This window comes from Actinocorallia aurea, from assembly GCF_054783995.1.
Map to the genome: position 1 here is coordinate 270,363 of NZ_BAAGPQ010000038.1, position 24,928 is coordinate 295,290.

The 24,928-nt window shown below is 73.2% G+C and carries 8 protein-coding genes; 4 read left to right on the forward strand and 4 right to left on the reverse strand.

Annotation, left to right across the window (positions count from 1 at the left end; translation table 11 throughout):
- Window positions 1-106: 106 nt before the first annotated feature.
- Window positions 107-1,201 carry an acyl-CoA dehydrogenase family protein gene (locus ACYVOM_RS39625; RefSeq protein WP_460308774.1) on the forward strand — a complete coding sequence of 365 codons (1,095 nt, stop codon included), beginning with the start codon at window positions 107-109 and terminating at the stop codon, window positions 1,199-1,201.
- Window positions 1,202-1,220: 19 nt separating this feature from the next.
- Here the strand turns inward: ACYVOM_RS39625 and ACYVOM_RS39630 are convergent, their stop codons facing one another.
- From ACYVOM_RS39630 to sbnA, 4 genes are all read right to left on the reverse strand, one after another.
- A complete protein-coding gene (locus ACYVOM_RS39630) occupies window positions 1,221-1,553 on the reverse strand; it encodes a YnfA family protein (RefSeq protein WP_460308775.1) in 333 nt (110 codons plus the stop codon).
- 40 nt (window positions 1,554-1,593) lie between these two features.
- The gene (locus ACYVOM_RS39635) at window positions 1,594-3,126 is read right to left on the reverse strand and encodes an OmpA family protein (RefSeq protein WP_460308776.1); all 1,533 of its coding nucleotides are present in this window, start codon (window positions 3,124-3,126) and stop codon (window positions 1,594-1,596) included.
- 120 nt (window positions 3,127-3,246) lie between these two features.
- Complete coding sequence (sbnB, locus tag ACYVOM_RS39640; RefSeq protein WP_460308777.1) at window positions 3,247-4,272, reverse strand: 2,3-diaminopropionate biosynthesis protein SbnB; 1,026 nt, start codon at window positions 4,270-4,272, stop codon at window positions 3,247-3,249.
- Between the two features lie 113 nt (window positions 4,273-4,385).
- On the reverse strand, window positions 4,386-5,342 hold the full coding sequence (sbnA, locus tag ACYVOM_RS39645; protein WP_460308778.1) for a 2,3-diaminopropionate biosynthesis protein SbnA: 957 nt from the start codon (window positions 5,340-5,342) through the stop codon (window positions 4,386-4,388).
- A 326-nt stretch (window positions 5,343-5,668) separates the two neighbouring features.
- Here sbnA and ACYVOM_RS39650 point away from each other — a divergent pair, with 326 nt between their 5' ends.
- The 3 genes from ACYVOM_RS39650 (at window position 5,669) to ACYVOM_RS39660 (ending at window position 24,877) form a co-directional block, all read left to right on the forward strand.
- Window positions 5,669-7,141 carry an amino acid adenylation domain-containing protein gene (locus ACYVOM_RS39650; RefSeq protein ID WP_460308779.1) on the forward strand — a complete coding sequence of 491 codons (1,473 nt, stop codon included), beginning with the start codon at window positions 5,669-5,671 and terminating at the stop codon, window positions 7,139-7,141.
- Between the two features lie 406 nt (window positions 7,142-7,547).
- On the forward strand, window positions 7,548-17,069 hold the full coding sequence (locus tag ACYVOM_RS39655) for an amino acid adenylation domain-containing protein (protein ID WP_460308780.1): 9,522 nt from the start codon (window positions 7,548-7,550) through the stop codon (window positions 17,067-17,069).
- The gene (locus ACYVOM_RS39660) at window positions 17,066-24,877 is read left to right on the forward strand and encodes an amino acid adenylation domain-containing protein (protein WP_460308781.1); all 7,812 of its coding nucleotides are present in this window, start codon (window positions 17,066-17,068) and stop codon (window positions 24,875-24,877) included. The genes ACYVOM_RS39655 and ACYVOM_RS39660 overlap by 4 nt, the downstream gene beginning before the upstream one ends.
- Window positions 24,878-24,928 lie beyond the last annotated feature (51 nt).

The window sequence follows — 24,928 nt, forward strand, 5'->3', positions numbered from 1 at the left end:
TTCGCGGTTACGTGACCTGAGGGAGACGCGGGGCTCCCGGTCCGGCTTGTTGCCCAAGCGCTTGCTAGGTAGAGTGCGAGGGCAGCAGACGCCGAGGGAGGTTGCCATGGACTGGGCGGTCACCGACGAGCAGTTGGAACTCGCCGCGGTCGTGCGCCGGATGCTCGCCGACCACGCCCCCGACGCGGTCGTGCGCGGGCTCATGGAAGGGCCGACCGGGCACGCCCCCGCCCTCTGGGCGCGGATGGCCGACCTCGGGCTGCAGGGCCTCGCCGTGCCCGAGGAGCACGGCGGCGCGGGCTGCGGCTTCGCCGAACTCGCCGTCGTCCTCGAAGAGCTCGGGCGCAGGCTGCTGCCGTCGCCGTTCCTGCCCTCGGCGGTCCTCGCCGTCCAGGCGCTGCTGGCCGCCGGGGACACCGCGGCGAACGCCGCCTACCTGCCCGGCATCGCCGACGGGAGCCTCATCGCCACCGTCGCGCTGCCGATGGGCGACGGGCGGACCGACGGGATCGCGGCCGAATCCGGCGGAGAAGGCGGGGTCCTGCTCACCGGGACGGCCGACCTCGTCCTGGAGGCCCAGGTCGCCGACCTCGTCCTCGTGGCCGCGGGGCCGTCGCTCCACGCGGTGCGGACGGACGCCCCGGGCGTCGCCGTCACCCCGCTGCCGACCCTCGACCAGACGCGGCGGCTCGCCCGCGTCGACCTCGACCGCGCCCCCGCCGCACCCGTCGGCGCCGAGGGCGACGCGGCGCGGGTGCTCGCCCGGGTTCTCGACCTCGCCGAGATCGCGCTGTCCGCCGAGGCGCTCGGCGGCGCCCGGCACTGCCTGGACTCCTCGGTGGCCTACGCCAAGGTCCGCCACCAGTTCGGCAAGCCGATCGGATCCTTCCAGGCGATCAAGCACAAGTGCGCCGATCTGCTCATGGCCGTCGAATCCGCGCGCTCGGCCGTCGCGCACGCCGCCGGGACCGCTGACGCCGCAGACCCCGGCGAACTCGCCGTCACCGCCTCCCTCACCAAGGCGCATACCGCCGACGCCTACTTCACCGCCGCGGCCGAGATGATCCAGATCCACGGCGGCCTGGGCTTCACCTGGGAGCACGACGCCCACCTGCACTTCAAGCGCGCGAAGTCGACCCAGCTCCTGTTCGCCACCCCCACCGCCCACCGCGCGCGCCTCGCGGCGCACCTGTCGCTCTAGGAGCGGCGCACCTCTTGCGCTACGAGCGGGGCGCGTACATGATGAGCGCCACCCCGGCCAGGCAGACGACGGCGCCGGCGACGTCGTAGCGGTCCGGGCGGAAGCCGTCGAAGGCCATGGCCCACGCGAGCGACCCGACGATGAAGACCCCGCCGTACGCGGCCAGCACCCGCCCGAAGTTCGCGTCGGGCTGGAACGCCGCCGCGAACCCGTAGAGGCCGAGCGCGACGACGCCCGCGCCCGTCCACAGCAGCCCGCGGTGCTCCCGGACGCCCTGCCAGACGAGCCACGCCCCGCCGATCTCGGCGACCGCGGCGAGCAGGAACAGGACGATCGAGCGCACGGTGGTCATGGGCGCGGAGTCTAAGGGGCCGCACGCGGTGGGCATGTCCCTACTCGATGGGGATGTCGTTGAACGTCCCGAAAGGCCCGGCGTCGAAGGTGACCGACGTGGTCGCCGCCGGAGGAGCCGGGACATAGAAGAACCCCCGGTTCGTCGTGTCGGGCGCGACGCGGAAGGCGGTCTCCCCGGGATCGGCGAAGACGCTCCGCACAGGGCTCTTCGGGCCGAGGCGCACGCTGCCGTACCGGACGCGCGTCGCCGGGTCGATGACGGTGAACTCGCCGAACTCGCCCCCGTTGACGCCGCCGTAGCTGGTGAGGGTGTCCGAGAGAGGGTCCGGGCCGAGATTGGTGATGTCGAAGACCGCGACCAGATAAGCGCCGTCCCGGTAGAACGGCTTCACGTCGATCCTGCGGCGCGTCTTGAAGCCGAGCCTGTCGACGTCGGCCTCCCGGGACGCGACGACCGGCCCGTCCTCGGCGTGGAAGGGCGCGTTCACGGCGGGCGCGGGCTCCTGGGGGCGCAGCGCGTAGGCGATCTCGACGCGGCGGTCGCGGGCCCGCGCCTCCGCGGTGCCCGACCCCGCGCCCCGCACCACAGGATCGGTCTCGCCCACGCCCTTGGCGCGGTACTTCCACCCGTCGCCGAGCCGTGCCTTCAACTCCTTGAGGACGGTGTCGGCGCGGCGCCGGGACAGGGCGAGGTTGTGCGCGGGGGTGCCCGTGTCGTCGGTGTGGCCGGTGATCTCCAGTTGGACGTCGGCGCGGGCCTCGATCTCGGCGGCGACGTCGTCGAGGATGCCGCGGGCGCGGGCGGACGGCTCCGCCGAGTCGACCGCGAACAGCACGTCCGTGCGCAGGCCCACCTCCTCGCCGTCCGGGCCGCGGCGGACCGCCTGGATCTCGGTCTCGGTCAGCCCGACCATGTCGACCGGCCCGCTCTCCTCGGGCTCCCCGTTCCCGGCGCGCATCGGGAACGCGTACGTCCGCCCGCTGACCGCCTTCGAGGCCGGCTGCGGAACAGGCTCCGCGTTCGGCTGTGGCGTCCCGGCCCCGTCGGTGACGGGAACGCCGGTGAACTCCCCGGCCGTGGTGTTCGTGAGCACGGTCACCGCGCTCAGGTCCGGGGGCAGCGCGGGGAACAGGAGCACATGCTCGTAGCGCACCCCGGGCTGGTACGGCGCCAACAGCGTCTCCGACCCGAACTGCCGCGCCGCGGCGTCGCGCAGCGGAAAGTACGCCCGCTCCCCGACCGGATCGAGGAGCCTCATCGACATCTCGCCGCGCACCGCGAGCGACGAGGTCAGATCCGGAAACGCGGGCCGCTCACCCAGGTTGGTGACATAGAACCGCAGCAGTGCCCGCTCCCCGTACCGCTCGACCGCCCCCACCTCGACCCGGACGTGCACCGGGTCCACCACCCCGGTCCACCCCTCCTTCCCGTGAACGACGGGCGCGGCAGAGGCGCTCGCCGTAGGCGCGGCCTCAGGCGTCTTCTTGCCTTCGGGCCCTTCGGCGTCGCTGCATCCGGCGACGGCCAAGGCCAGGGACAGGACGAGAGCGGTCTTCCGAAGCGAGCGCACGAGCCACAGCGAACCATTGCGTTCCGCGCATTTCAACCATTCACCGCTCATCCGTCCGGCCCGTCCCGGCCGAAACGCCCGACGCCCCGCACTCGGCGGGGCGTCGGGGACGAGCGGGACTCAGCCGTAGCGCTTCATCTCGTGGAAGAAGCCCGGGATGGGGTGGAGGTCGCCGGACGCGGTCACCTGGGTGTGGACCCAGCGGGCCACGGCGAGGTCGAGGACGCCCAGGCCGAAGGGGGAGAAGATGACGGGCTTGTCGGCGGGCGGGGTGATCTTGCCCGTCAGGACGTCGTAGAGGGTGCCGTCCACGAAGTCGCGGTTGCCGGTCTGCTGCTCGGCGAGGTGGGGGGAGGTGTTGGCCTTCAGGCAGTGGTCGACGTCGTCGACGATGTTGCAGGCCGACAGGATGATCTCGGGGGAGAAGTCGCGCAGGGAGACGTGCAGGACCAGCGGGTTGTGGGCGAGGAGCCCCGGGTCGAGGATGTGCGGCTCGCCCGCGACGGTGGCCAGGACGATGAGGTCGCTGGAGGTGAGCAGGGACTCCACCGAGTCGTGGATCGTCACCGGGCCCTTCTCGGTGCGCTCCAGGTAGCCCTTGAACCCCTCGGCGTGCTCGGCCGACAGGTCGAAGATGCCGAGCTCGTCGAACTCCAGGCCGTTGCCCGCGAGGTAGGTGTGCAGGTAGCGGGCGATGAGGCCGACGCCGACGAAGCCGACCTTGCGCGGGGTCACGCCGCGCTTCTCGGCGAGGGTGACGGCGGCGAGCGCGGCGCTGGCGGCGGTGCGGGCCGCGCTGATGATGCTGCTCTCCAGGCACGCGAACGGGTACCCGGTCTGCGTGTCGTTCAGGATGAGGACGGCGCTGGCGCGCGGGATGCCGTCGGCGACGTTGTCGGGGAAGCTGGAGATCCACTTCATGCCGTGCGCGTTCACCTCGCCCTTGACGCTCGCGGGCAGCGCGATGATGCGGCTGTTGGGCCGGTCGGGGAAGCGCAGGAAGTAGCTGTCGGGGTTGACGGTCTGGCCCTCGCCGTGCAGCCGGTAGGCGGCCTCGATCATGGCCGTCACCTGGCGCTCCCGCCCGTGGAGGGCGTTGTGTACCTGCTCCCCGGAGATGACGGAGAACTGGGGGGTCTGGCTCATGCGGAGGGCTCCTAGGTCGAGGAAGGGTGCCGGGGGGATGCCGGGAGATGTCAGGGGAAAGGGAAAGGCGGGTTCCCTGGGGGGATGGGGAACCCGCCGGTCTGGGGGAGGGGTCAGGGAAGGTCGAGGCTACCGAAGTACTCCTTGACCCACCCCTCGGCATAGATGGAGTCCAGGTAACGTTCGCCGAGGTCGGGCGAGACGGCGACCGCGACGGGCTCCTCACCGGGGTACTTCTGGTTGAGCCAGTGCACCGCGCCGCTGACGACGGTGCCGGTGGATCCGCCGAACAGGAAGCCCGCCCCGGCGAGCCGGTGGCAGGTGCGGATCGTGTCGGGCTCGGCGACGTGGACGACGTCGTCGATGTAGGACTCGTCGACGAGCGCGGGCCGGGTGCTGGTGCCGAGGCCGGGCACCATGCGCCGTTCGGGGATGCCACCGAAGGTGACCGAGCCGACGGCGTCGATCGCCACGATGGTGACGGGCTTGCCGTGCTCCTTGAAGTACCGGGCGCAGCCCATGAGGGTGCCGGTGGTGCCCGCGCCGACGAAGAGCACGTCGAGGTCGGGGAAGGCGCGCGCGATCGCCGGGGCGGTGTGCCGGTAGTGGGCGCGCCAGTTGTTGGGGTTGGCGTACTGGTTCAGCCAGACGTGCTTCGGGCTGGACTCGACGAGGCCGCGCACGTACCTGATGCGGCTCTCCAGGTAGCCGCCGTTGGCGTCCTTCTCGTCGACGACGCGGACCTCGGCCCCGAGCGCCCGCATGACCCGCTGGGAGACGGTGTTGCAGCGCGGGTCGGTGACGCAGAGGAAGCGGTACCCCTTGGCCGAGGCGATCATGGCGAGCGCGATGCCCAGGTTGCCCGACGACGACTCCACCAGCACCGAGTCCGGCCTGATCAGGCCCGCGCGCTCCGCGGCGGAGATCATCTCCGCGGCGGCCTTGAGCTTCACCGAGCCGGCGAAGTTGAACCCCTCGCACTTCAGGAACAGCGGGGCGCTCAGCACGGATCGCAGATCGACGTACAGGTCCTCGACGTTGAACTCCTGCGGGGAGCTGATAATAGGCACGTTGCCGACACCCTCTGTATGACAACTAACCGAACGTTGGTGGACAGTGACTGCCGTCCCCGGAGCGACGGGCCCAGCTCGATTCCGGACCGCGCACCTTCGGACCGGAAATTCTCTCGCCATTCATTCCGAGGCTGAATTCAGCTTAGACCCGCCCTCAGGTCTTCGCCGTGATTCGAAAACTTCGGGCTTCTGGAATTTTTCGGGTGACTCTCATCACCGCGGCCGTGATTACCGTACAGTAGGGCAAGTTGGCAGGCAAGCCCAGACTGTCCACTAAAGTACTCAAAATCGGCTAATGACGCACGGGATGTAGGAGCGGATTCGTGACGATCTTGGATGGTCTGCTCGAACTCGAAGCACTGCCGGAGCTGAAGATCTCCTCGGCCGAGATCGGCCGGGCGCGTAAGCTCGCGCTGAGCCGCACTCATGAGGTCGACCTGACCGATGCCGTGATCACCCGGGTGGAGCGCATCGCCGCCGAAGGCGACCGTCCGGCCGTCCGCGACGAGGTCCGCGCCCTTTCCTATGCCGAACTGGCCGAAGAGGCCCGCCGCATCGCCGCGCTGCTGGAGCGCGAGGGCGTCGGGCCGAACGACGTCGTCGCCGTCGGCGGTGTACGCAGCGTCACCGTCATCGCCGCGTTCCTCGCCCTGGAGCTGCTCGGCGCGCTGTACGTGCCCGCCGACACCACCTGGCCGGCCAAGCGCGTCACCGACGTGCTGGAGCAGGCCGGCGCGGTGCTGCTGTTCAACTCCGACCGGGGCGAGACCGCACCCGTCCTCGCCGAGGGCGCCGCCGCCGCAGGGGTGCGCGTGGTGCGCGCGCAGGAGGCTGCGGGCCTCGCGCCGTGGGAGGGCCCCGCCCGCCTCGACGGCCTGGCCCAGCCCAGGTACGTGCTGTTCACCTCGGGTTCGACCGGCAAGCCGAAGGGCGCCGTGGTCGAGCACCAGGGCATGGTGAACCACCTGTGGGCCAAGATCGTCGACCTGGGGATGACCGGCCGCGACGTCGTCGCCCAGACGGCCCCGCTCGGTTTCGACATCTCCATCTGGCAGATGCTGTGCCCGCTGCTCAACGGCGGTCAGGTGCACGTCATCAGCGACGAGGTGTCGTACGACTCGGTGGCCTTCGCCGCCGCGATCGACGGCCAGGCCATCACCATCGTGGAGCTGGTCCCGACCATGGTCCGGCTGCTGCTGGACGACCTGGCCGCGGCCGACGCCGAGGGGGGCCTGGCGGGTCTGCGCTGGATGCTGGCGACCGGCGAGGAACTGCCCACCGAGGTGGCGCGCCGCTGGCTGCTGGAGATGCCGCAGGCCGGACTGGTCAACGCCTACGGCCCGACCGAGTGCTCCGACGACGTCACCCACCACATCGTCACACTGGGTGACCTTGAGCTGCTGCGCCTGCCGATCGGCACCCCCGTGGTGAACACCGACCTGTACGTCCTGCGGTCGGAGGACGACGGCTGGTACGCGTGCGAGCCGGGGGAGACGGGCGAGCTGTTCGTCGGCGGCCACGGGGTCGGCCGGGGCTACCTCGGCAACCACGAGCGCACCCGCGACGCGTTCTTCCGCTCGCCCTTCGGACCCTCTCTGACCAGCCGTCTCTACCGGACGGGCGACGCGGTGAAGGTGCTGCCGCAGGGGGCCCTGCAGTACCTCGGCAGGGTCGACCGGCAGGTGAAGATCGCCGGCGTCCGGATGGAGCTGGGCGAGATCGAGGCAGTGCTCCAGCGGCACCCGAGCGTCGGCGCGGTCGCCGTGGTCGTGCACGACTTCGGCACAGCGCGGTAACGCCCTGGCGCAGCCGGGCTCTCCAGTGCCGTTACCGGGCCCATAGACACAGCGCGGTAACGGGGCGGTAGCCCTCTGGGGAAGGCTTGTCACCAGTGGATCGGCCGGACGGTAACCGGGTGGTCACGTAGCCCGTTTCTTGTCACGGAGGTGAGCAACCGCGCCCGTTAAGTTCCGCTTATGGGAGGATTGCGAAGCATCGGATGCCCTGGTTGACTGTGCTTCCGCTACTGATAAGTAGTGCAACAGGGGGGCTTCACGAGGCGTGCACGACCGTCGGCGGGCAAAGACGGGGGTCGTGCGAGCATTGTGAGAAGTTGCGGGAAAGGGGCCGGCACCCGGTTTTTCGATTGGTAATTCTGCGTCATACGGACTCCACCTCCCGCACCCGCGAAAGCCATTCTTCATGTCGTCTTCAGAGTTCCTCCCCCTGTCCGCGGCACAGCAGTCGGTCTGGTATGCGCAACAACTGAGTCCGGAAACTCCGATCTGCATCGCGCAGTACATCGAGATCGAGGGCGACTTCGATCCCGAGTTGTTCGACAAGACCGTGCGGATCGGCTCGCACGAGGGCGAGGCACTGTGGTTCCGCCTTGTGGAGAAGGACGGAATTCCGCATCAGGCGCTTGACGCGGCGCCCGCGGCGATGCCGCTTCTGGATTTCAGCGCGGAGGCCGATCCCAGGGCCGCGGCGGCGGCCTGGATCGACCGCGAGGTGCACAGCCCGTTCGACCTGATGGGCCCCGAGTTGTACGTCAGCCGGGTCCTGCGGCTCGCCCCGGACCTGCACTGGTGGTTCATGCGGGGCCACCACATCATGATCGACGGCTACTCGGGCGCGTTCCTCAACCGGCGGGGCTCGGAGGTCTACGCGGCGCTCGCCAGGGGCGAGGAGTACGTCCCGCAGAGGCACGGCGACTACCGCGCGCTGCTGGCCGAGGAGGAGGCCTACCGCGCGTCGGAGAAGTTCGAGGCCGACCGCGCCTACTGGACCGAGCGGTTCGCCGACCGCCCGGACGTGGTGGGGCTCAGCGAGCGGACCGCGGCCCCGACCGACAGGTACCTGCGCCGGACGGTGATGCTGGGCGAGGCCGAGACGCGCCGCGTCGCCGCGGGCGCCCGGCGGCTGCGCACCGCGACCCCTGGCCTGGCCATCGCCGCGACCGCCGCGCTCGTCGCCAAGACCACGGGTGCCGAGGACGTCGTCCTCGGCATCGCCGTCTCCGGCCGCGTGACGAAGCTGGCCCGCGAGACCCCGACGCACATGGCGTCGATCCTGCCGCTGCGGGTGTCGGTCCGGCCCGAGATGACGGTCGAGGAGCTGACCCGGCAGGCGTCCCGCGCCACCGCCCGGCTGCTGCGCCACCAGCGGTACCGCCGCGAGGACCTCGTGCGCGACCTCAACCTGGTCGGCCGGCGCATCCACGGGCCCGTCGTCAACATCATGCCGTACGACTACACGGCCGACTGGGGCGGACTGCGCGCCACCCAGCACCCGCTGAGCAACGGCCCCGTCGAGGACCTCGCCATCGCGATCTTCGACGCGGCCGACGGCAGGGGCGCCCGGATCGACTTCGACGCCCATCCCGAGCTGTACACCGACACCGAGGTCGCCGCCCACCAGGCGCGGTACGTCCGGCTGCTCAAGGCGATGGCCGAGGTCGACCCCGGCACCCGGATCGGCGCGCTCGACCTCACCGACGAGGCCGAGCGCGACCTCGTCCTGAACACCTGGAACGACACGGGCCTGGACGTCGCCGCGGCGACCGTGCCCGCGCTGTTCCGCGCCCAGGTGGAGCGCACCCCGCACGCGACCGCCGTCAGCGACGCCTCCTCCTCCCTCACCTACCGCGCGCTGGACGACCTGTCGGACAGGCTCGCCCGCAGGCTCCGCGCCGACGGCGCAGGTCCCGGCTCGGTCGTGGCGATCTCGCTGCCGCGCACCGCCGACCTCGCCGTCGCGGCCCTCGCCGCGCTCAAGGCCGGCGCCGCCTACCTGCCGATCGATCCCGCCTACCCGGCCGACCGCATCGCGTTCATGCTGGCCGACGCCGCGCCCGCGGCCGTCATCGCCGAGAGCGCCGCGCACCTGCCCGCGGGCACCCGGACCCTCGGTCCCCGCGAGGGCCTCGACGGTCCGAGTCTCGCGGGCGGGCCCTGCCCGCACCCGCTCGACGCCGCGTACGTCATCTACACTTCCGGCTCGACCGGCCGGCCCAAGGGCGTCGTCGTCACCCACGCCAACGCGGTCGACTTCTGCGCGTGGGCGGGCCGCGACTTCGGCTCCGAGCGGCTGCGGCACGTGCTGTGGTCGACCTCCCTCAACTTCGACGTCTCGGTGTTCGAGTGGCTCGCGCCGCTGACCGTCGGCGGCCGGGTCGAGGTGGTCCGCGACCTGCTGGAGCTGGCCGAGCGCGGCGGCTGGCGCGGCTCGCTGCTGTCGGGCGTGCCGTCGGCGATGGCCGCCGTGCTCTCCCAGGGCTCGCTGGAACTCGCCGCGGGCGACGTGGTGCTCGCCGGGGAGGCGCTGCCGCCGCAGCTCGTCAAGCGGCTGCGCGCGCTCGTCCCGGACGCCCGCATCGCCAACATCTACGGGCCGACCGAGGCGACCGTTTACACCGTCGGCTGGTACGACGACGGCAACCCCGAGGGGATCGCGCCGATCGGCAGGCCGCTGGCCAACACCCGCGCCTACATCCTCGACGCCGGGCTGCGGCCGGTGCCCGTCGGCGTCCCGGGCGAGCTGTACCTCGCCGGGGAGGGCCTGGCGCGCGGCTACCTCGGCCGGCCCGCGCTCACCGCCGACAGGTTCGTCGCCTGCCCGTTCGGCGAGGGCGAGCGGATGTACCGCACCGGCGACCTGGCGCGCTGGAACGCCGCGGGCGACATCGAGTACCTGGGCCGGCTCGACCACCAGGTGAAGGTCCGCGGGTACCGGATCGAGCTGGGCGAGATCGAGGCGGCGCTCGCCGCGCATCCCGAGGTCGCCCAGGCCGTCGCGCTCGCCCGCGAGGACGGCGGCCACACCCGGATCGTCGGCTACGTCGTGCCGGTGCCGGGCGCCGCGCTGGACACCGCGCGCCTGCGCAGGTTCGTCGCGGGACGCCTGCCGGAGTACATGGTCCCTGCCGCGATCCTCGCGCTCGGCGCGCTGCCCCTGAACCCGAACGGCAAGCTGGAGCGGGCCGCGCTGCCCGCGCCCGACTTCTCCGCCCCCGCCAAGGAGCGGCGCGGCCCCCGCGACCGCACCGAGGAACTGCTGTGCGGGGTGTTCCGCGAGGTCCTCGGGGTCCGCGAGGTCGGCATCGACGACAACTTCTTCGAACTCGGCGGCGACTCCCTCCTCGCGACGCGGGCCGTCGCCCGGATCCGCGCGGCGACCCGCGCCGAGCTGTCGATCCGCGCGATGTTCCACGCGCCGACCGTCGCGGAGCTCGCCGCGCAGCTCGGCGACGCCGAGACCGAGGCGGCGGAGCGGCCCGCGCTCGCCGCGGCCGCGCGGCCGGAACTCGTGCCCGTCTCCTACGCCCAGCGGCGGCTGTGGTTCCTCGCCCAGCTCGAAGGGCCGTCGGCGACCTACAACATGCCGATCCCGCTGCGCCTCACCGGCGCGCTCGACCTCGCCGCGGTCGGCGCGGCGCTGCGCGACGTCGTCGGGCGGCACGAATCCCTGCGCACGGTCTTCGCCGAGCGGGGCGGGACCCCGTTCCAGCGGGTGCTGCCCGCCGCCGAGGTCCCCCCGACCGTCGCCGACGCCGACCCCGACGACCTGGCCGGCCTCCTCTACATGGACGCCACCCGCGGGTTCGACCTCGCCGCGGAGATCCCGCTGCGGGCGCACGTCTACCGGCTCGGGCCGGACGAGCACCTCCTGCTCCTGGTCATGCACCACATCGCGGGCGACGGCTGGTCCCTCGCGCCGCTGGCCCGCGACGTCATCGCGGCCTACGCGGCACGCGCCGCGGGCACGGCTCCGCAGTGGGCGCCCCTGCCCGTCCAGTACGGCGACTACGCTCTGTGGCAGCACGAGCTGTTCGGCAGCGAGGACGACCCGGCCAGCCTCGTCTCCCGCCAGATCCGGTTCTGGACGCGCGAGCTGGCCGCCCTGCCCGACCAGCTCGCCCTCCCGACGGACCGGCCGCGCCCCGAACGGGCCTCCTACCGGGGCGGCCGGACCGCGTTCACCGTTCCCGCCGAGACCGCCGCGGGCCTGCGGGAACTCGCCTTCTCGGCGCACGGCAGCCTCTTCATGGTCCTGCAGGCCGCGCTCGCCGCGCTGCTCACCCGCCTCGGCGCAGGCACCGACATCCCGCTCGGCTCGCCCATCGCCGGCCGCACCGAGGAGGCGCTGGACGATCTCGTCGGCGTGTTCGTGAACACGCTGGTGCTGCGCACCGACACCTCGGGCGACCCCACGTTCGCCGAGCTGCTCGACCGCGTCCGCGACACCGACCTCGCCGCCTACGCCCACCAGGAACTGCCCTTCGAGCGGCTCGTGGAGGTGCTGAACCCGGCCCGGTCCCTGGCCAGGCACCCGCTGTTCCAGGTGATGCTCACCCTTCAGAACAACCCGCGGGCGCGGGTGGAGCTGGACGCGATCACGGTCGAGGTCGAGGACGTCGACCCGGGCGTCGCCAAGTTCGACCTGGAGTTCCTGCTGGAGGAGGAGCCCGACCACGGCGGCCTCACCGGCACGCTGGAGTACGCCCGCGACCTGTTCGACCCCAAGACCGCCGAGGACCTGTGCCGCTGGTTCGTGCGGGTCCTGGACGCCGCGGTCGCCGACCCGTCCGCGCACATCGGCGCGATCCGGCTGCCCGAGGCCGACGCGCTGCTGCTGCGCACCCCCGCCCCGCTGCCCGCGCCCCGGCCCGCCGCCGGGCAGGACAAGCGGCTCGTCGCCTACGTGGTGCCCGCGCCCGGCCACACGATCAGCTCCGAGGAGCTGCGCGCGTTCGTGCTGGAGCACCTGCCGAGCGCGATGGTCCCGGCCGCCGTCATGGTCATGAACGAGCTGCCGCTGACCGCCAACGGCAAGGTCGACACCAAGAACCTGCCCAAGCCGGAACTCGCCCCCGCCGCCGCCGTCCACCGCGCGCCCGCGAACGAGCGGGAGCGGATCCTCGCCGGGATCGTCGGGGAGCTGCTGGGCGTCGCCGACGTGGGCGCCGACGACGACTTCTTCGCGCTCGGCGGCAACTCGCTGCTGGCCATGCGGGTCGTCGCGCGGGCGCGGGCCGCCTTCGGCGTCGAGCTGTCGGTGCGGGCCCTGTTCGAGGACCCGACCGTCGCGGCGCTCGCCCGGCACGTCGAGAAGGCCGCGCCCGCGCGCGCCGCGCTCGTCCGGGCCGAGCGGCCCGCCGAGATCCCGCTGTCCTACGCCCAGCAGCGGCTGTGGTTCCTCGGCAAGTTCGAGGGGCCGTCGGCGACCTACAACATGCCGCTCGCGCTGCGCCTGACCGGCCGGATCGACACCGCGGCCCTCCAGGACGCGCTCACCGACGTCGTCGACCGGCACGAGTCGCTGCGCACGATCTTCCCCGACTCCGGCGGCACGCCGCGCCAGCAGATCCTGTCCGCCGCCGTCGCCCGGCCGCAGCTGGAGGCCGTCCCGACGACCCGGGCCGGGCTGCCGATGGAGCTGGCCAGGGCCGCGGGCCGGCCGTTCGACATCTCGGCGGAGCCGCCGCTGCGGGCGCACCTGCTGTCGCTGTCGGAGACCGAGCACGTCGCGGTCCTGGTGATGCACCATGTCGCGACCGACGGCTGGTCCCTGGCGCCGCTGGCCCGCGACGTCATCACCGCGTACGCGGCGCGGGCGGCGGGCACGGCTCCGCAGTGGGCGCCCCTGCCCGTCCAGTACGCCGACTACACGCTCTGGCACCAGGAGCTGCTGGGCGCGGAGGACGACCCGGCGAGCCTGCTCTCCCGGCAGATCGCCTACTGGAAGGAGGCCCTCGCCGGGCTGCCCGACCAGCTCGACCTGCCCGCCGACCGGCCGCGCCCCGAGGAGTCGACGTACCGGGGCGGCACCGTGAGGTTCACGCTCCCGGCCGAGGTGCACCGCGCAATCGCTGCGCTGGCCGCGCAGGCCCAGGCCTCGCCGTTCATGGTCGCGCAGGCCGCCTACGCCGTGCTGCTCTCGCGGCTCGGCGGCGGCGAGGACATCCCGATCGGCTCGCCCATCGCCGGGCGCACCGACGAGGCGCTGGACGACCTCGTCGGCATGTTCGTGAACATGCTGGTGCTGCGCACGGACGTCTCGGGCGACCCGACGTTCCGGGAGCTGGTCGGCCGGGTCCGGGAGACCGACCTGGCCGCCTACGCCCACCAGGACGTGCCTTTCGAGCGGCTGGTCGAGGTGCTCAACCCCGCCCGGCACATGGGCCGCCACCCGCTGTTCCAGAACGGCCTCACCTTCCAGAACAACCCCGCGGCCCGGCTCGAACTCGACGGGTTCACCGCCGAGCCCGAGCCGCTGCACGCCGCGGTGTCCCGCTTCGACCAGCTCCTCATGCTCACCGAGAGGTTCGGACCCGACGGATCGCCCGCGGGCCTGGAAGGCGAGCTGGAATACGCGCTCGACCTCTATGACCCCGCCACGGCGCGCACCTTCGTCGCCCGGTTCGAGCGGCTGCTCACCGGGCTGCTCGCCGCGCCGGACGCGCCCGTCGGGGACGCGCCCCTGCTCGCCGACGACGAACGCGCCCTCCTGGACGCCTGGGCGGGCGGCGAAGGCGCCGCCGACGGCTCCGGCACGATCCACGCGGTCTTCGAAAGGCGCGCGGCCGAGACCCCGGACGCGCCGGCCGTCACCTTCGAAGGCACGACGCTCACCTACGGGGAGCTGAACGCCGCGGCCAACCGGCTGGCGAGGCACCTCATCGAGAAGGGCGCCGGACCGGAGCGGTTCGTCGCGCTGCGCCTTCCGCGCTCGGAACGGCTCGTCATGGCGGTCCTCGCGGTGCTGAAGACGGGCGCGGCGTACGTGCCGATAGACCCGGACTACCCCGAGGAGCGCATCGCCTACACGCTCGAAGACTCCGCGCCGGTCTTCACCGTGGACTCCGCGCTGCTTTCGTCGGTCGACCTCGCGGGCTACCCGGACACCGACCCCTCGGTCGAGATGTCTCCCGAGCACCCCGCGTACGTCATCTACACGTCCGGATCCACGGGGAAGCCCAAGGGCGTCGTGGTGCCGCACCGCAACGTGCTGCGGCTGATGACCTCGACCGAGCACTGGTTCGGGTTCGGCGCCGAGGACGTGTGGACGCTGTTCCACTCCTACGCGTTCGACTTCTCCGTCTGGGAGCTGTGGGGGCCGCTGCTGTACGGCGGCCGCCTCGTCGTGGTGCCTTACGCGGTCACCCGCTCGCCCGGCGAGTTCCTCGACCTGCTCGCGGCCGAGCGCGTCACCGTGCTCAACCAGACGCCCTCGGCGTTCTACCAGCTCATGGCCGCCGACGACGGCCGGGACCTCGCGCTGCGGTACGTGGTGTTCGGCGGCGAGGCGCTGGAGCTGAAGCGGCTCGCCGACTGGTACGCCCGCGGCCGCGACACCGTCCTGGTGAACATGTACGGCATCACCGAGACGACCGTGCACGTCTCCTACATCGCCCTCGACGCCGGATACTGCGCGACCGCGCCCGGATCCGTCATCGGCGCGGGCATCCCGGACCTCGGCGTCCGCGTGCTCGACGGACGGCTCAGGCCCGTCCCGCCCGGCGTCGTCGGCGAGCTGTACGTGTCGGGCGCGGGCCTGGCGCGCGGCTACCACGGCCGGCCCGACCTGACCGCGTCCCGGTTCGTCGCCGACCCGTTCGGCGCGCCGGGCACGCGCATGTACCGCACGGGCGACCTCGCCCGGTGGCGGACGGACGGGGCCCTGGAGTACCTGGGCCGCGCCGACGACCAGGTGAAGATCCGCGGCTTCCGCATCGAACTCGGCGAGATCGAGGCAGTGCTCGCCGCGCACGAGGACGTCACCGACGTCGCCGTCGTCGTCCGCGAGGACAGGCCCGGCGACAAGCGGCTCGTCGCCTACGCCGTCGGCGGGGTCGAGGCGGGCGCGCTGCGCGCGTTCGCGGCCGAGCGGCTGCCCGCGCACATGGTGCCCGCCGCGGCGGTCGTGCTGGAGGCGCTGCCGCTCACCGGCAACGGCAAGCTGGACCGGCGGGCGCTGCCCGCGCCGGTCGTCGAGGTCGGCGAAGGCCGCGCCCCGGCTTCCGAGCGCGAAGAGGTCTTCGCCGACCTGTTCGCCGAGGTGCTCGCGCTGAGCGCGCGGCCCGGCGCGGACGACGGCTTCTTCGACCTCGGCGGCGACTCGATCATCGCGATCCAGCTCGTCTCCCGGGCCCGCCAGGCGGGCCTCGCGGTGACGCCGCGCGAGGTGTTCCAGCACCAGACCGTCGCCGCCCTCGCCGCCCTGGCGCGCGACGCGGCCGAGGACACCACGGTCGAGGTGGAGCCAGAAGGGGCCGGGCTCGGGCCGGTGCCGCTCACCCCGATCATGGCGTGGCTGCGCGACCGCGGCGGCGCGATGTCCGGCTTCCACCAGGCGTTCGCGCTGCGCGTGCCCGGCGGACTGGGCGAGGAGCACCTCGTGCGCGGCCTCCAGGCCGTGCTGGACCGGCACGACATGCTCCGGCTGAGGCTGGACGGCTGGCAGCCGGTCGTCCGGCCCGTGGGGGAGGTCAGGGCCGCGGAACTGGTCCGCCGGGTCGAGGTCGCCCCGGCCGACTCCTACCAGGCCGAGATCGACGCCGAGGTGCGGCGGGCCGCCTCGGAACTCGACCCTTCGGCGGGCGAGAACGCCAGGTTGATCTGGCTGGACGCCGGGCCGGAGGCCCAGGGCCGCCTGGTCCTCGTGCTCCACCACCTCGTCGTCGACGGCGTCTCCTGGCGCGTCCTCATGCCCGACCTCGTGACGGCCTGGGGAGCCGCCGCCACCGGCGCCGAGCCCGCGCTGGAGCCGGTGCCGACCTCGTTCCGCAGATGGGCGCAGAAGCTCCTCGCCGAGGCCGCCGACCCCGGGCGAGCGGCGGAGCTCGACACCTGGTTCGACCTCGCCGAAGGCCCCAACCCGAAGCTCGGAGCGCGCGCGCTGGACCCCGCGGTGGACACCGCCGACACCGTCCGGCGCCTCGACCTCGTTCTGGACGTGGCCACCACCGAGGCCGTCCTCACCGACGTGCCTGCGGCCTTCCACGGGCGCGTCAACGACGTCCTGCTCACGGGGCTCGCCCTCGCCGTCGCCCACTGGAGGGCGGGCCGCGGCGGCCGGGGGACGGGCGTCCTGGTGGACCTCGAAGGGCACGGCCGGGAGGAGATCGTCCAAGGCGTCGACCTGTCCCGGACCGTCGGATGGTTCACCAGCCTCTACCCCGTCCGGCTGGACGCGGGCCAGAACGCGTGGGCGGAGATCACCTCCGGCGGCGCGGCGGCAGGCCAGGCGCTCAAGCGGGTCAAGGAGCAGCTCCGCCAGGTGCCCGACAACGGCATCGGGTTCGGCCTGCTGCGCTACCTCAACGAGACGACCGGCGAGGAGCTGGCCGACCTGCCGCAGGCGCAGATCGCGTTCAACTACCTCGGCCGGGTCGCCGCCGGCGACGGCGACTTCAGCCCCGCCCCCGAGCAGCTCCCGCCCGGCGAGGACCCGAAGCTGCCCGCCGCGCACACGCTGGAGATCAACGCGATCACCCGCGACCTGCCCGGCGGCCCGGAGCTCGCCGCGACCTGGTCCTGGCCCGGCGGCCTCCTCACCGAGGACGACGTGCGGACCCTCGGCGAGGCCTGGTTCGCGGCGCTGCGCGGGCTCGCGGCGCACGCCGGGGACGCGGACGCGGGCGGCTTCACCAGCTCAGACCTGCTGGTCGAGCTCGACCAGTCCGAGATCGACACGCTTCAGGCGGCATGGAGGAACAAGTGAGCACGGGCCGTACGAACGGGCTCGGTGACGGGCTCTTGGAGAGCCCGGCTGCGCCGGGGAGCCCGTCACCGAGCCGGGATCTGGAGGACATCCTTCCGCTGTCCCCGTTGCAGCAGGGCTTCTTCTTCCACGCCAAGTACGACGAGCAGGACGTCTACACCGCCCAGCTCGTCCTCGACATGGAGGGCCCGCTGGACGTCGCGGCGCTGCGCCGGGCCGCGGAGACCCTGCTCAAGCGGCACGCGAACCTGCGCGCGGCCTTCACCGACGAGGGCGTGAGCCGCCCTGTGCAGCTCGTCCCGCGCGCGGTGGACCTGCCGTGGGAGGAGGTCGCCCTCGGGGAGGAGGAAGCGCGCGCGCTCGTGCTCGCCGAGCGGATCCGCCGGTTCGACCTCATGGAACCGCCGCTGCTGCGCTTCGTGCTTGTCCGTTTGCCGAACGGCCGTCTGCCGGACGGCCGGCTCGGCGAAGACCGGTACCGGCTCGTCTTCACCAACCACCACATCCTGCTGGACGGCTGGTCGACGCCCGTCCTCGCCACCGAGCTCTTCGCGCTCTACCTCGCGGGCGGCACCGACGAGGGCCTGCCCCGGCCCACCCCCTACAAGGACTACCTGCGCTGGCTCGCCGGGCAGGACGGCAAGGCCGCGGAGGCGGCCTGGCAGGAGGCGCTCGCCGGACTGGACGACCCGACGCTCGTCGCGCCGCAGGCAGCCGACCTTCCCGCGGTCGTCCCGCACCGGGCGCTCCTGGAGCTGGACGAGGCGGTCAGCCGCAAGCTGACGCGCGCCGCGCGCCGGCACGGCGTCACGGTCAACACGCTGCTCCAGGCGGCCTGGGGCGTGGTCGTGGGGGCGCTCACGGGCCGCCCCGACGTGGTGTTCGGCGCCGCGGTCTCCGGCCGCCCCGCCGACCTCGCCGGGGTCGAGCAGATGATCGGCCTGTTCATCAACACGCTGCCGATCCGGGTGCGGCTGAACCCGTCGGACACCCTCGCCGAGGTGCTGGAGCGCCTCCAGGAGGAGCAGACCGACCTGCTGGCCCACCACCACCTCGGGCTGACCGAGATCCAGCGCGCGACCGGGCACCCCGTCCTGTTCGACACCATGACGGTGCTGGAGAACTACCCGTTCGACCCCTCGACCATGGACGGGACGCTCGGGGGCCTGCGGCTGACCGGGTTCGAGTCCTACGACGCGACGCACTTCCCGCTGTCGTTCGTCATCATCCCGGGCGACCGGCTGTCCATGCGGCTGCACTACCGGCCCGACCTGTTCGGCCCGGAGGACGCCGAGGCCCTGCTCGGAAGGGTCAAGTCCTTCCTCGACGCGGTCCTCGAAGACGCCGAGCAGCCTCTGGCCGCGCTCGACCTGCTGTCCGACGGCGAGCGCACGACCCTCGACGCGCGCTTCGGCCCCGCCGGGGAGCCCTCGGCCCCGTCCGTCGTCGAACTCCTCCAGGAGCGGGCTTCCACCGACCCCGACGTCACGGCCCTCGTCGCCTCGGACGCGACGCTCACCTTCGCCGAGCTGAACGCCTTCGCCAACCGGATCGCGCACACCCTGCTGTCCTCGGGCGTCAAGGCAGGGGACCGGGTCGCACTGCGGCTCCCGCGCGGGGCGGCCCAGGTCGCGGCGATCTTCGGCGTGCTCAAGACCGGCGCGGCCTACGTGCCCGTCGACCCCGAGTACCCGGCCGACCGGATCGCGCACATGCTCGCCGACTCCGCGCCCGCCCTGGAGATCACCCCGGACTGGCCCGGCCTCACCGCCGACGCGCCCGCCCACGACCCCGGCATCGCGATCCTGCCCGGCGCGCCCGCCTATACGATCTACACATCGGGCTCCTCCGGGTTGCCCAAGGGCGTCGTCGTCCCGCACCGGGGCCTCGTCAACTACCACGACGGGCACGCCGAAGCCTTCTGGGCACCCGTCGCCGCGCGCGCCGGACGCCGCGTACGGTTCGCGCACACGGCGTCGTTCTCCTTCGACACCTCCTGGCACGGCCTTCTCCTCATGGTCTTCGGCCAGGAGCTCCACGTCCTGGACGACGCCACCCGGCGCGACGGAAGCGCCCTCGTCGCCTACGTCCGCGACCACGGCATCGACCTCGTCAACACCACCCCGTCGCACTTCCAGACGCTGCGCGACCTCGGCATCCTGGAAGCGGGCGTCTCCACGGTGCTGCTCGGCGGCGAGGCCGTCACACAGGGCCTGTGGGACGAGCTCGCGGCGCTGCCCGGCCTGGAGGCGCGCAACTTCTACGGGCCGACCGAGGCCAGCGTCGACTTCTTCAACGGTCCCCTGGTCGCGGGCGCGACGCCCAACATCGGCGCCGCCTTCCGGAACAGCCGCCCGTACGTCCTGGACGGGGCGCTGCGGAGGGTCCCCGACGGCGTCCCCGGCGAGCTGTACGTCGCCGGGCCCATGCTCGCCGACGGCTACCTCGGCCGCCCCGCCCTGACCGCCGAGCGGTTCACCGCGTGCCCGTTCGGCGCGCCCGGCGAGCGCATGTACCGCACCGGCGACCTCGTGCGCTGGCTGCCCGACGGCACCCTGGAGTACCTCGGCCGCGCCGACGACCAGGTGAAGATCCGCGGATTCCGGATCGAGCCGGGGGAGGTCGCCTCCACGCTGGAGCGGCACCCCGCGGTCTCGCGGGCCGCGGTCGTCGTCCGGGAGGACAGGCCCGGCGACAAGCGGCTCGTCGCCTACGCCGTCGCCGCCGAAGGCGCCACCGCCCGCGACCTGCGCGCGTTCGTCGCCGGGACGCTGCCGGAGCACATGGTCCCGCTCGTCGTGCTGCTGCCCGACCTGCCGCTCACCCCCAACGGCAAGCTCGACCGCAAGGCGCTGCCCGCGCCCGACCCCGGCCTCGGCGGCGGGCGCGGCCCGCGCACCCCGCAGGAGGAGATCCTCGCGGGCGTGTACGCCGAGATCCTCGGCGTCGGCAGGGTCGGCGCGGACGACTCGTTCTTCGACCTCGGCGGCGACTCGCTCACCGCGACCCGGCTGATCAGCCGGGTGCGCACCGTGCTCGGCGTCGAGCTGCCCATCAGGGCCCTGTTCGAGGCCCCGACGGTCGCGGGCCTCGCCCTGCGCGCCGCGGCCGCAGAGGGCAGCGCCAGGCCCGCGCTGGCCCGTCAGGAGCGGCCCGCCGCGGTCCCGCTGTCGCCCGCGCAGCAGCGGCTGTGGTTCCTCGGCAGGTTCGAGGGGCCGTCGGCGACGTTCAACATGCCGGTGCCGCTGCGCCTGCGCGGCGCCCTCGACCTCGACGCCCTGCGCGCCGCCCTCGCCGACGTGGTCGGCAGGCACGAGTCGCTGCGCACGGTCTTCCCCGACGCCTCCGGCGTCCCGCGCCAGCTCGTCCTCGACACCGCCGCGGCGCTCCCGCGCGTCACCGTCACCGAGACGACGGAGGCCGCGCTGCCCGGCGCGCTCGCCGCCGTCGCCGGGGAGGGCTTCGACCTGTCGGTCGAGCCGCCGTTCCGGGTGGCGCTGCTGAGGCTCGCGGAGGACGACCACATCCTCGTGCTCGTCCTGCACCACATCACCGGCGACGGCTGGTCGATGGCGCCCCTGGCCCGCGACGTCGTCACCGCCTACGACGCGCGCCGGCGCGGCGAAGCCCCGGCGTGGGCTCCGCTGCCCGTCCAGTACGCCGACTACGCGCTCTGGCAAAAGAACCTTCTCGGCGACCCCGACGACCCCGCGAGCCTCCTCGCGAAGCAGACCGCGTACTGGGCCGAAGCCCTCGCCGGGCTGCCCGACCAGCTGGAGCTGCCCGGCGACAGGCCGCGCCCCGCGCAGGCCTCCCAGCGCGGCGCAACCCTCGACTTCACCATCGACGCGGGCGTGCACCGGGCCCTCCTGGACCTCGCCCGGGACTCCGGCGCGAGCCTGTTCATGGTCGTCCAGGCCGCCTACGCCGCGCTGCTCACCCGGCTGGGCGCGGGCCCGGACGTCCCGATCGGCTCGCCCATCGCCGGGCGCACCGACGAGGCCCTCGACGACCTCATCGGCATGTTCGTGAACATGCTCGTGCTGCGCACGGACACCTCCGGCGACCCGACCTTCCGGGAGCTGGTCGGCCGGGTCCGGGAGACCGACCTGGCCGCCTACGCCCACCAGGACGTGCCTTTCGAGCGGCTGGTCGAGGTGCTCTCCCCGGCCCGCCACCTGGGCCGGCACCCGCTGTTCCAGGTCTGCCTGTCGTTCCAGAACAACCCCGAGGCTCGGGCCGAGCTCGACGGGCTGACCGTCGAGGCGCTCGACCTGGGCGTAGGGGCCGCCAAGTACGACCTGTCGCTCTACCTGGAGGAGCACCACTCCTCCGACGGCTCGCCCGCGGGCCTGTCGGCGGGGCTGGAGTACGCGCTCGACCTGTTCGACCCCGCCACCGCCGCCGACCTCGCCGACCGCCTCACCCGGTTCCTGGCCGCCGTCTCGGCCGCGCCGGACGAGCCGATCAGCGCCGCCGCGGTCCTCGGCGACGACGAACGCGCGACGATCCTTGAGCGGTGGTCGGCGGGGCTCTCCTCTCCCGAGTCCTCCCTGCCCGCCCTTCCCGGCTCGGACGACCTCATCCACGCGGTCGTGGAGCGGCAGGCCGCCGCGACGCCGGACGCGCCGGCCGTCACCTTCGAAGGCGAGACGCTCACCTACGGGGAGCTGAACGCCGCCGCCAACCGGCTGGCGAGGCACCTCATCGAGAAGGGGGCGGGGCCCGAGAAGTTCGTCGCGCTCACTCTCGCGCGCTCCCTCGACCTCGTGGTGGGCGTGCTCGCGGTGCTCAAGACGGGCGCGGCGTACGTGCCCGTCGATCCCGACTACCCCGCCGACCGCATCGCCTACATCGTCGCCGACGCGGTGCCCGTCATGACGGTCGATTCCGCGCTGCTCTCGTCGGTGGACCTTGCGGGGCACCCGGACGAGACCCCCTTGGGGAATCCATGTGTGGAGATGTCTCCGGACCACCCGGCGTACGTCATCTACACGTCGGGTTCCACGGGGCGTCCCAAGGGCGTCGTGGTGCCGCACCGCAACGCGATCCGGCTCATGACCGCGACCGACCACTGGTTCGGGTTCGGCGCCGAGGACGTGTGGACGCTGTTCCACTCCTACGCGTTCGACTTCTCCGTCTGGGAGCTGTGGGGCCCGCTCATGAACGGCGGCCGCCTCGTCGTCGTGCCTTACGCGGTGTCCCGCTCGCCCGAGGACTTCCTGAGGCTCCTCGGGGAAGAGGGCGTCACCGTCCTCAACCAGACGCCGTCGGCGTTCTACCAGCTCATGGCGGCCGACGCGGCGAACCCCGGTACGCCGCTGCGCCTCCGGTACGTCGTCTTCGGCGGCGAGGCGCTGGAGCTGGGCAGGCTCGAAGACTGGTACTCCAGGCACTCCGGCCAGGAGCAGGGGGACGACGCGCCCGTCCTGGTGAACATGTACGGCATCACCGAGACGACCGTGCACGTCTCCCACATCGCCCTGGACCGCGCGTACTGCCAGGAGGCTCCGGGGTCCGTCATCGGCGTGCCCATCCCCGACCTGCGCGCCTACGTGCTGGACGAGCGCCTGCGGCCCGTCGCCCCGGGCGTCGTGGGCGAGCTGTACGTGTCGGGCGCGGGCCTGGCGCGCGGCTACCACGGCCGCCCCGACCTGACCGCGTCCCGGTTCCTCGCCGACCCGTTCGGCGCGCCGGGCGCCCGCATGTACCGCACCGGCGACCTCGGCCGCTGGCGCCGCGACGGCTCCCTGGAGTACCTGGGCCGGGCCGACCAGCAGGTCCAGCTGCGCGGCTTCCGGATCGAGCTCGGCGAGATCGAGGCGGCGCTGGTGCGCCACCCGGCCGTCGCCGACGCCGCCGCGGTCGTCCGCGAGGACCGGCCCGGCGACAAGAGGCTCGTCGCCTACGTGACGGCCCCCGCCGGGCAGCAGGCGCCCGACGGCGCGGACCTGCGCGCGTTCCTCGGGGCCGACCTGCCCGACTACATGATCCCGGCCGCCGTGGTCGCGCTGGAGGCGCTGCCGCTCACCGGCAACGGCAAGCTCGACCGCAAGGCGCTGCCCGCCCCCGACTTCGCCGCCCGGGTGGGCGACCGGGCCCCGCGCACCGCCGCGGAGGAGACCGTCGCGGCCCTGTTCGCCGAGGTCCTCGGACTGGAGCGGGTCGGCATTGACGACGGCTTCTTCGACCTCGGCGGCGACTCGATCATCGCGATCCAGCTCGTCGCGCGGGCCCGCCAGTCGGGCCTGGCGTTCACGCCCCGCGAGGTCTTCCAGCACCAGACGACGGCGGAACTCGCCGCCGTGGCCCGGCCCGCCGACGAGGACGCGGTCGAGGCCGAGCCGGAGGGCACCGCCCTCGGCACGGTGCCTCCCACGCCGATCTTCCGCTGGTTCGAGGAACTGGAAGGGCCGACGTCGTCCTACAGCCAGCGGACGCTCCTGCGCGTCCCGCCGCACCTGGACGCCGCGGCTTTGACGGCCGCCTACCAGGCCGTCCTGGACCACCACGACATCCTGCGCCTGCGCGTCGCCGACGGCGTCTACGAGGTGCGGGACAAGGGCGCCCGCACGGCCGAGGTCGAGGTCGTCGACATCGCGGGCCTGGAAGGCCCGGACCTGGAGAGGGCCCTCGCCGAGACCGGCAAGGCCGCCCGCGAAGCGCTCGACCCGGCTTCCGGCGAGATGACGCGGCTGCACCTCCTGGACGCGGGCGACGCCTCGGGCCTGCTGCTGTTCACCGCCCACCACCTCGTCGTGGACGGGGTCTCGTGGCGGATCCTGCTGCCCGACCTCGTCACGGCGCTCGGCGGCGCCCCGCTCCAGCCGGTCGGGACGTCGTTCCGGCGCTGGGCGCAGCGGCTCACCGCCGAGGCGTCCGAGCCGGCGCGCACCGCGGAGCTCCCCTTCTGGGCCGAGATCGCCGCGACGCCCGAGCCCGTCCTCGGGTCCCGCCCGCTGGACCCCGCCCGGGACACCTTCGGCACGGCCGGGCACCTCACCGTCGCGCTCGCCCCGGAAGTCACCGAACCCGTCCTCACGACGGTCCCCGCGGCGTTCCATGGGCGCGTGAACGACGTCCTGCTGACCGCGCTGGCGCTGGCCGTCGCCGAGTGGCGGGACAGGCGCGGTGAGGCCTCCTCGGCCGTCCTGGTGGACCTGGAGGGCCACGGCCGCGAGGAGGTCGTGCCCGGCGCGGACACCTCCCGCACCTCCGGCTGGTTCACCTCGATCCACCCCGTCCGCCTCGACGCGGGCCGCGCGGCCTGGGCCGAGGTGCTCGCGGCGGGCCCCGGGGTCGGGACCGCGCTCAAGCGGGTCAAGGAGCAGCTGCGCGAGGCCCCCGACAACGGCATCGGCTACGGCCTCCTGCGCTACCTGAACGCCGAGACCGGCACGGTGCTCGGCGCGCACTCCGCGCCGCAGCTCGCGTTCAACTACCTCGGCCGCGTCGCCGCCGGCGAGGACGCCGACTGGTCGCCCGCGCCCGCCGCGCTGAGCGAGGCGCTCGGCGGCGGCCACGACCCGGCGCTGGCGCTCCCGCACGCGCTGGAGGTCAACTGCCACACCGAGGACGGACCCGGCGGGCCGCGCCTGTCGGCCACCTGGTCGTGGGCCGCGGAGCTGCTCGCCGAAGCCGACGTGGCCGAGCTGGCCGAGCTGTGGTTCGCCGCGCTCGGGGCGCTCGCCGGACACGCCGCGACCGACGGGGCGGGCGGCTTCACCCCGTCCGACATCGACCTCGTGGCGGTCAGCCAGGACGAACTCGACGAGTTCGCCGCCGACTTCGACGACTTCGACCTCTGAGACGCACTCCGAGACCACCTCCGAGACGAACACCGAGACGACCTGTGAACC

Bases quoted from the DNA above. Each gene is read 5' to 3' on its own strand.
- ACYVOM_RS39625 (WP_460308774.1), top strand. From the start codon at position 107: ATGGACTGGGCGGTCACCGACGAGCAGTTGGAACTCGCCGCGGTCGTG.
- ACYVOM_RS39630 (WP_460308775.1), bottom strand. From the start codon at position 1,553: ATGACCACCGTGCGCTCGATCGTCCTGTTCCTGCTCGCCGCGGTCGCC.
- sbnB (WP_460308777.1), bottom strand. From the start codon at position 4,272: ATGAGCCAGACCCCCCAGTTCTCCGTCATCTCCGGGGAGCAGGTACAC.
- ACYVOM_RS39655 (WP_460308780.1), top strand. From the start codon at position 7,548: ATGTCGTCTTCAGAGTTCCTCCCCCTGTCCGCGGCACAGCAGTCGGTC.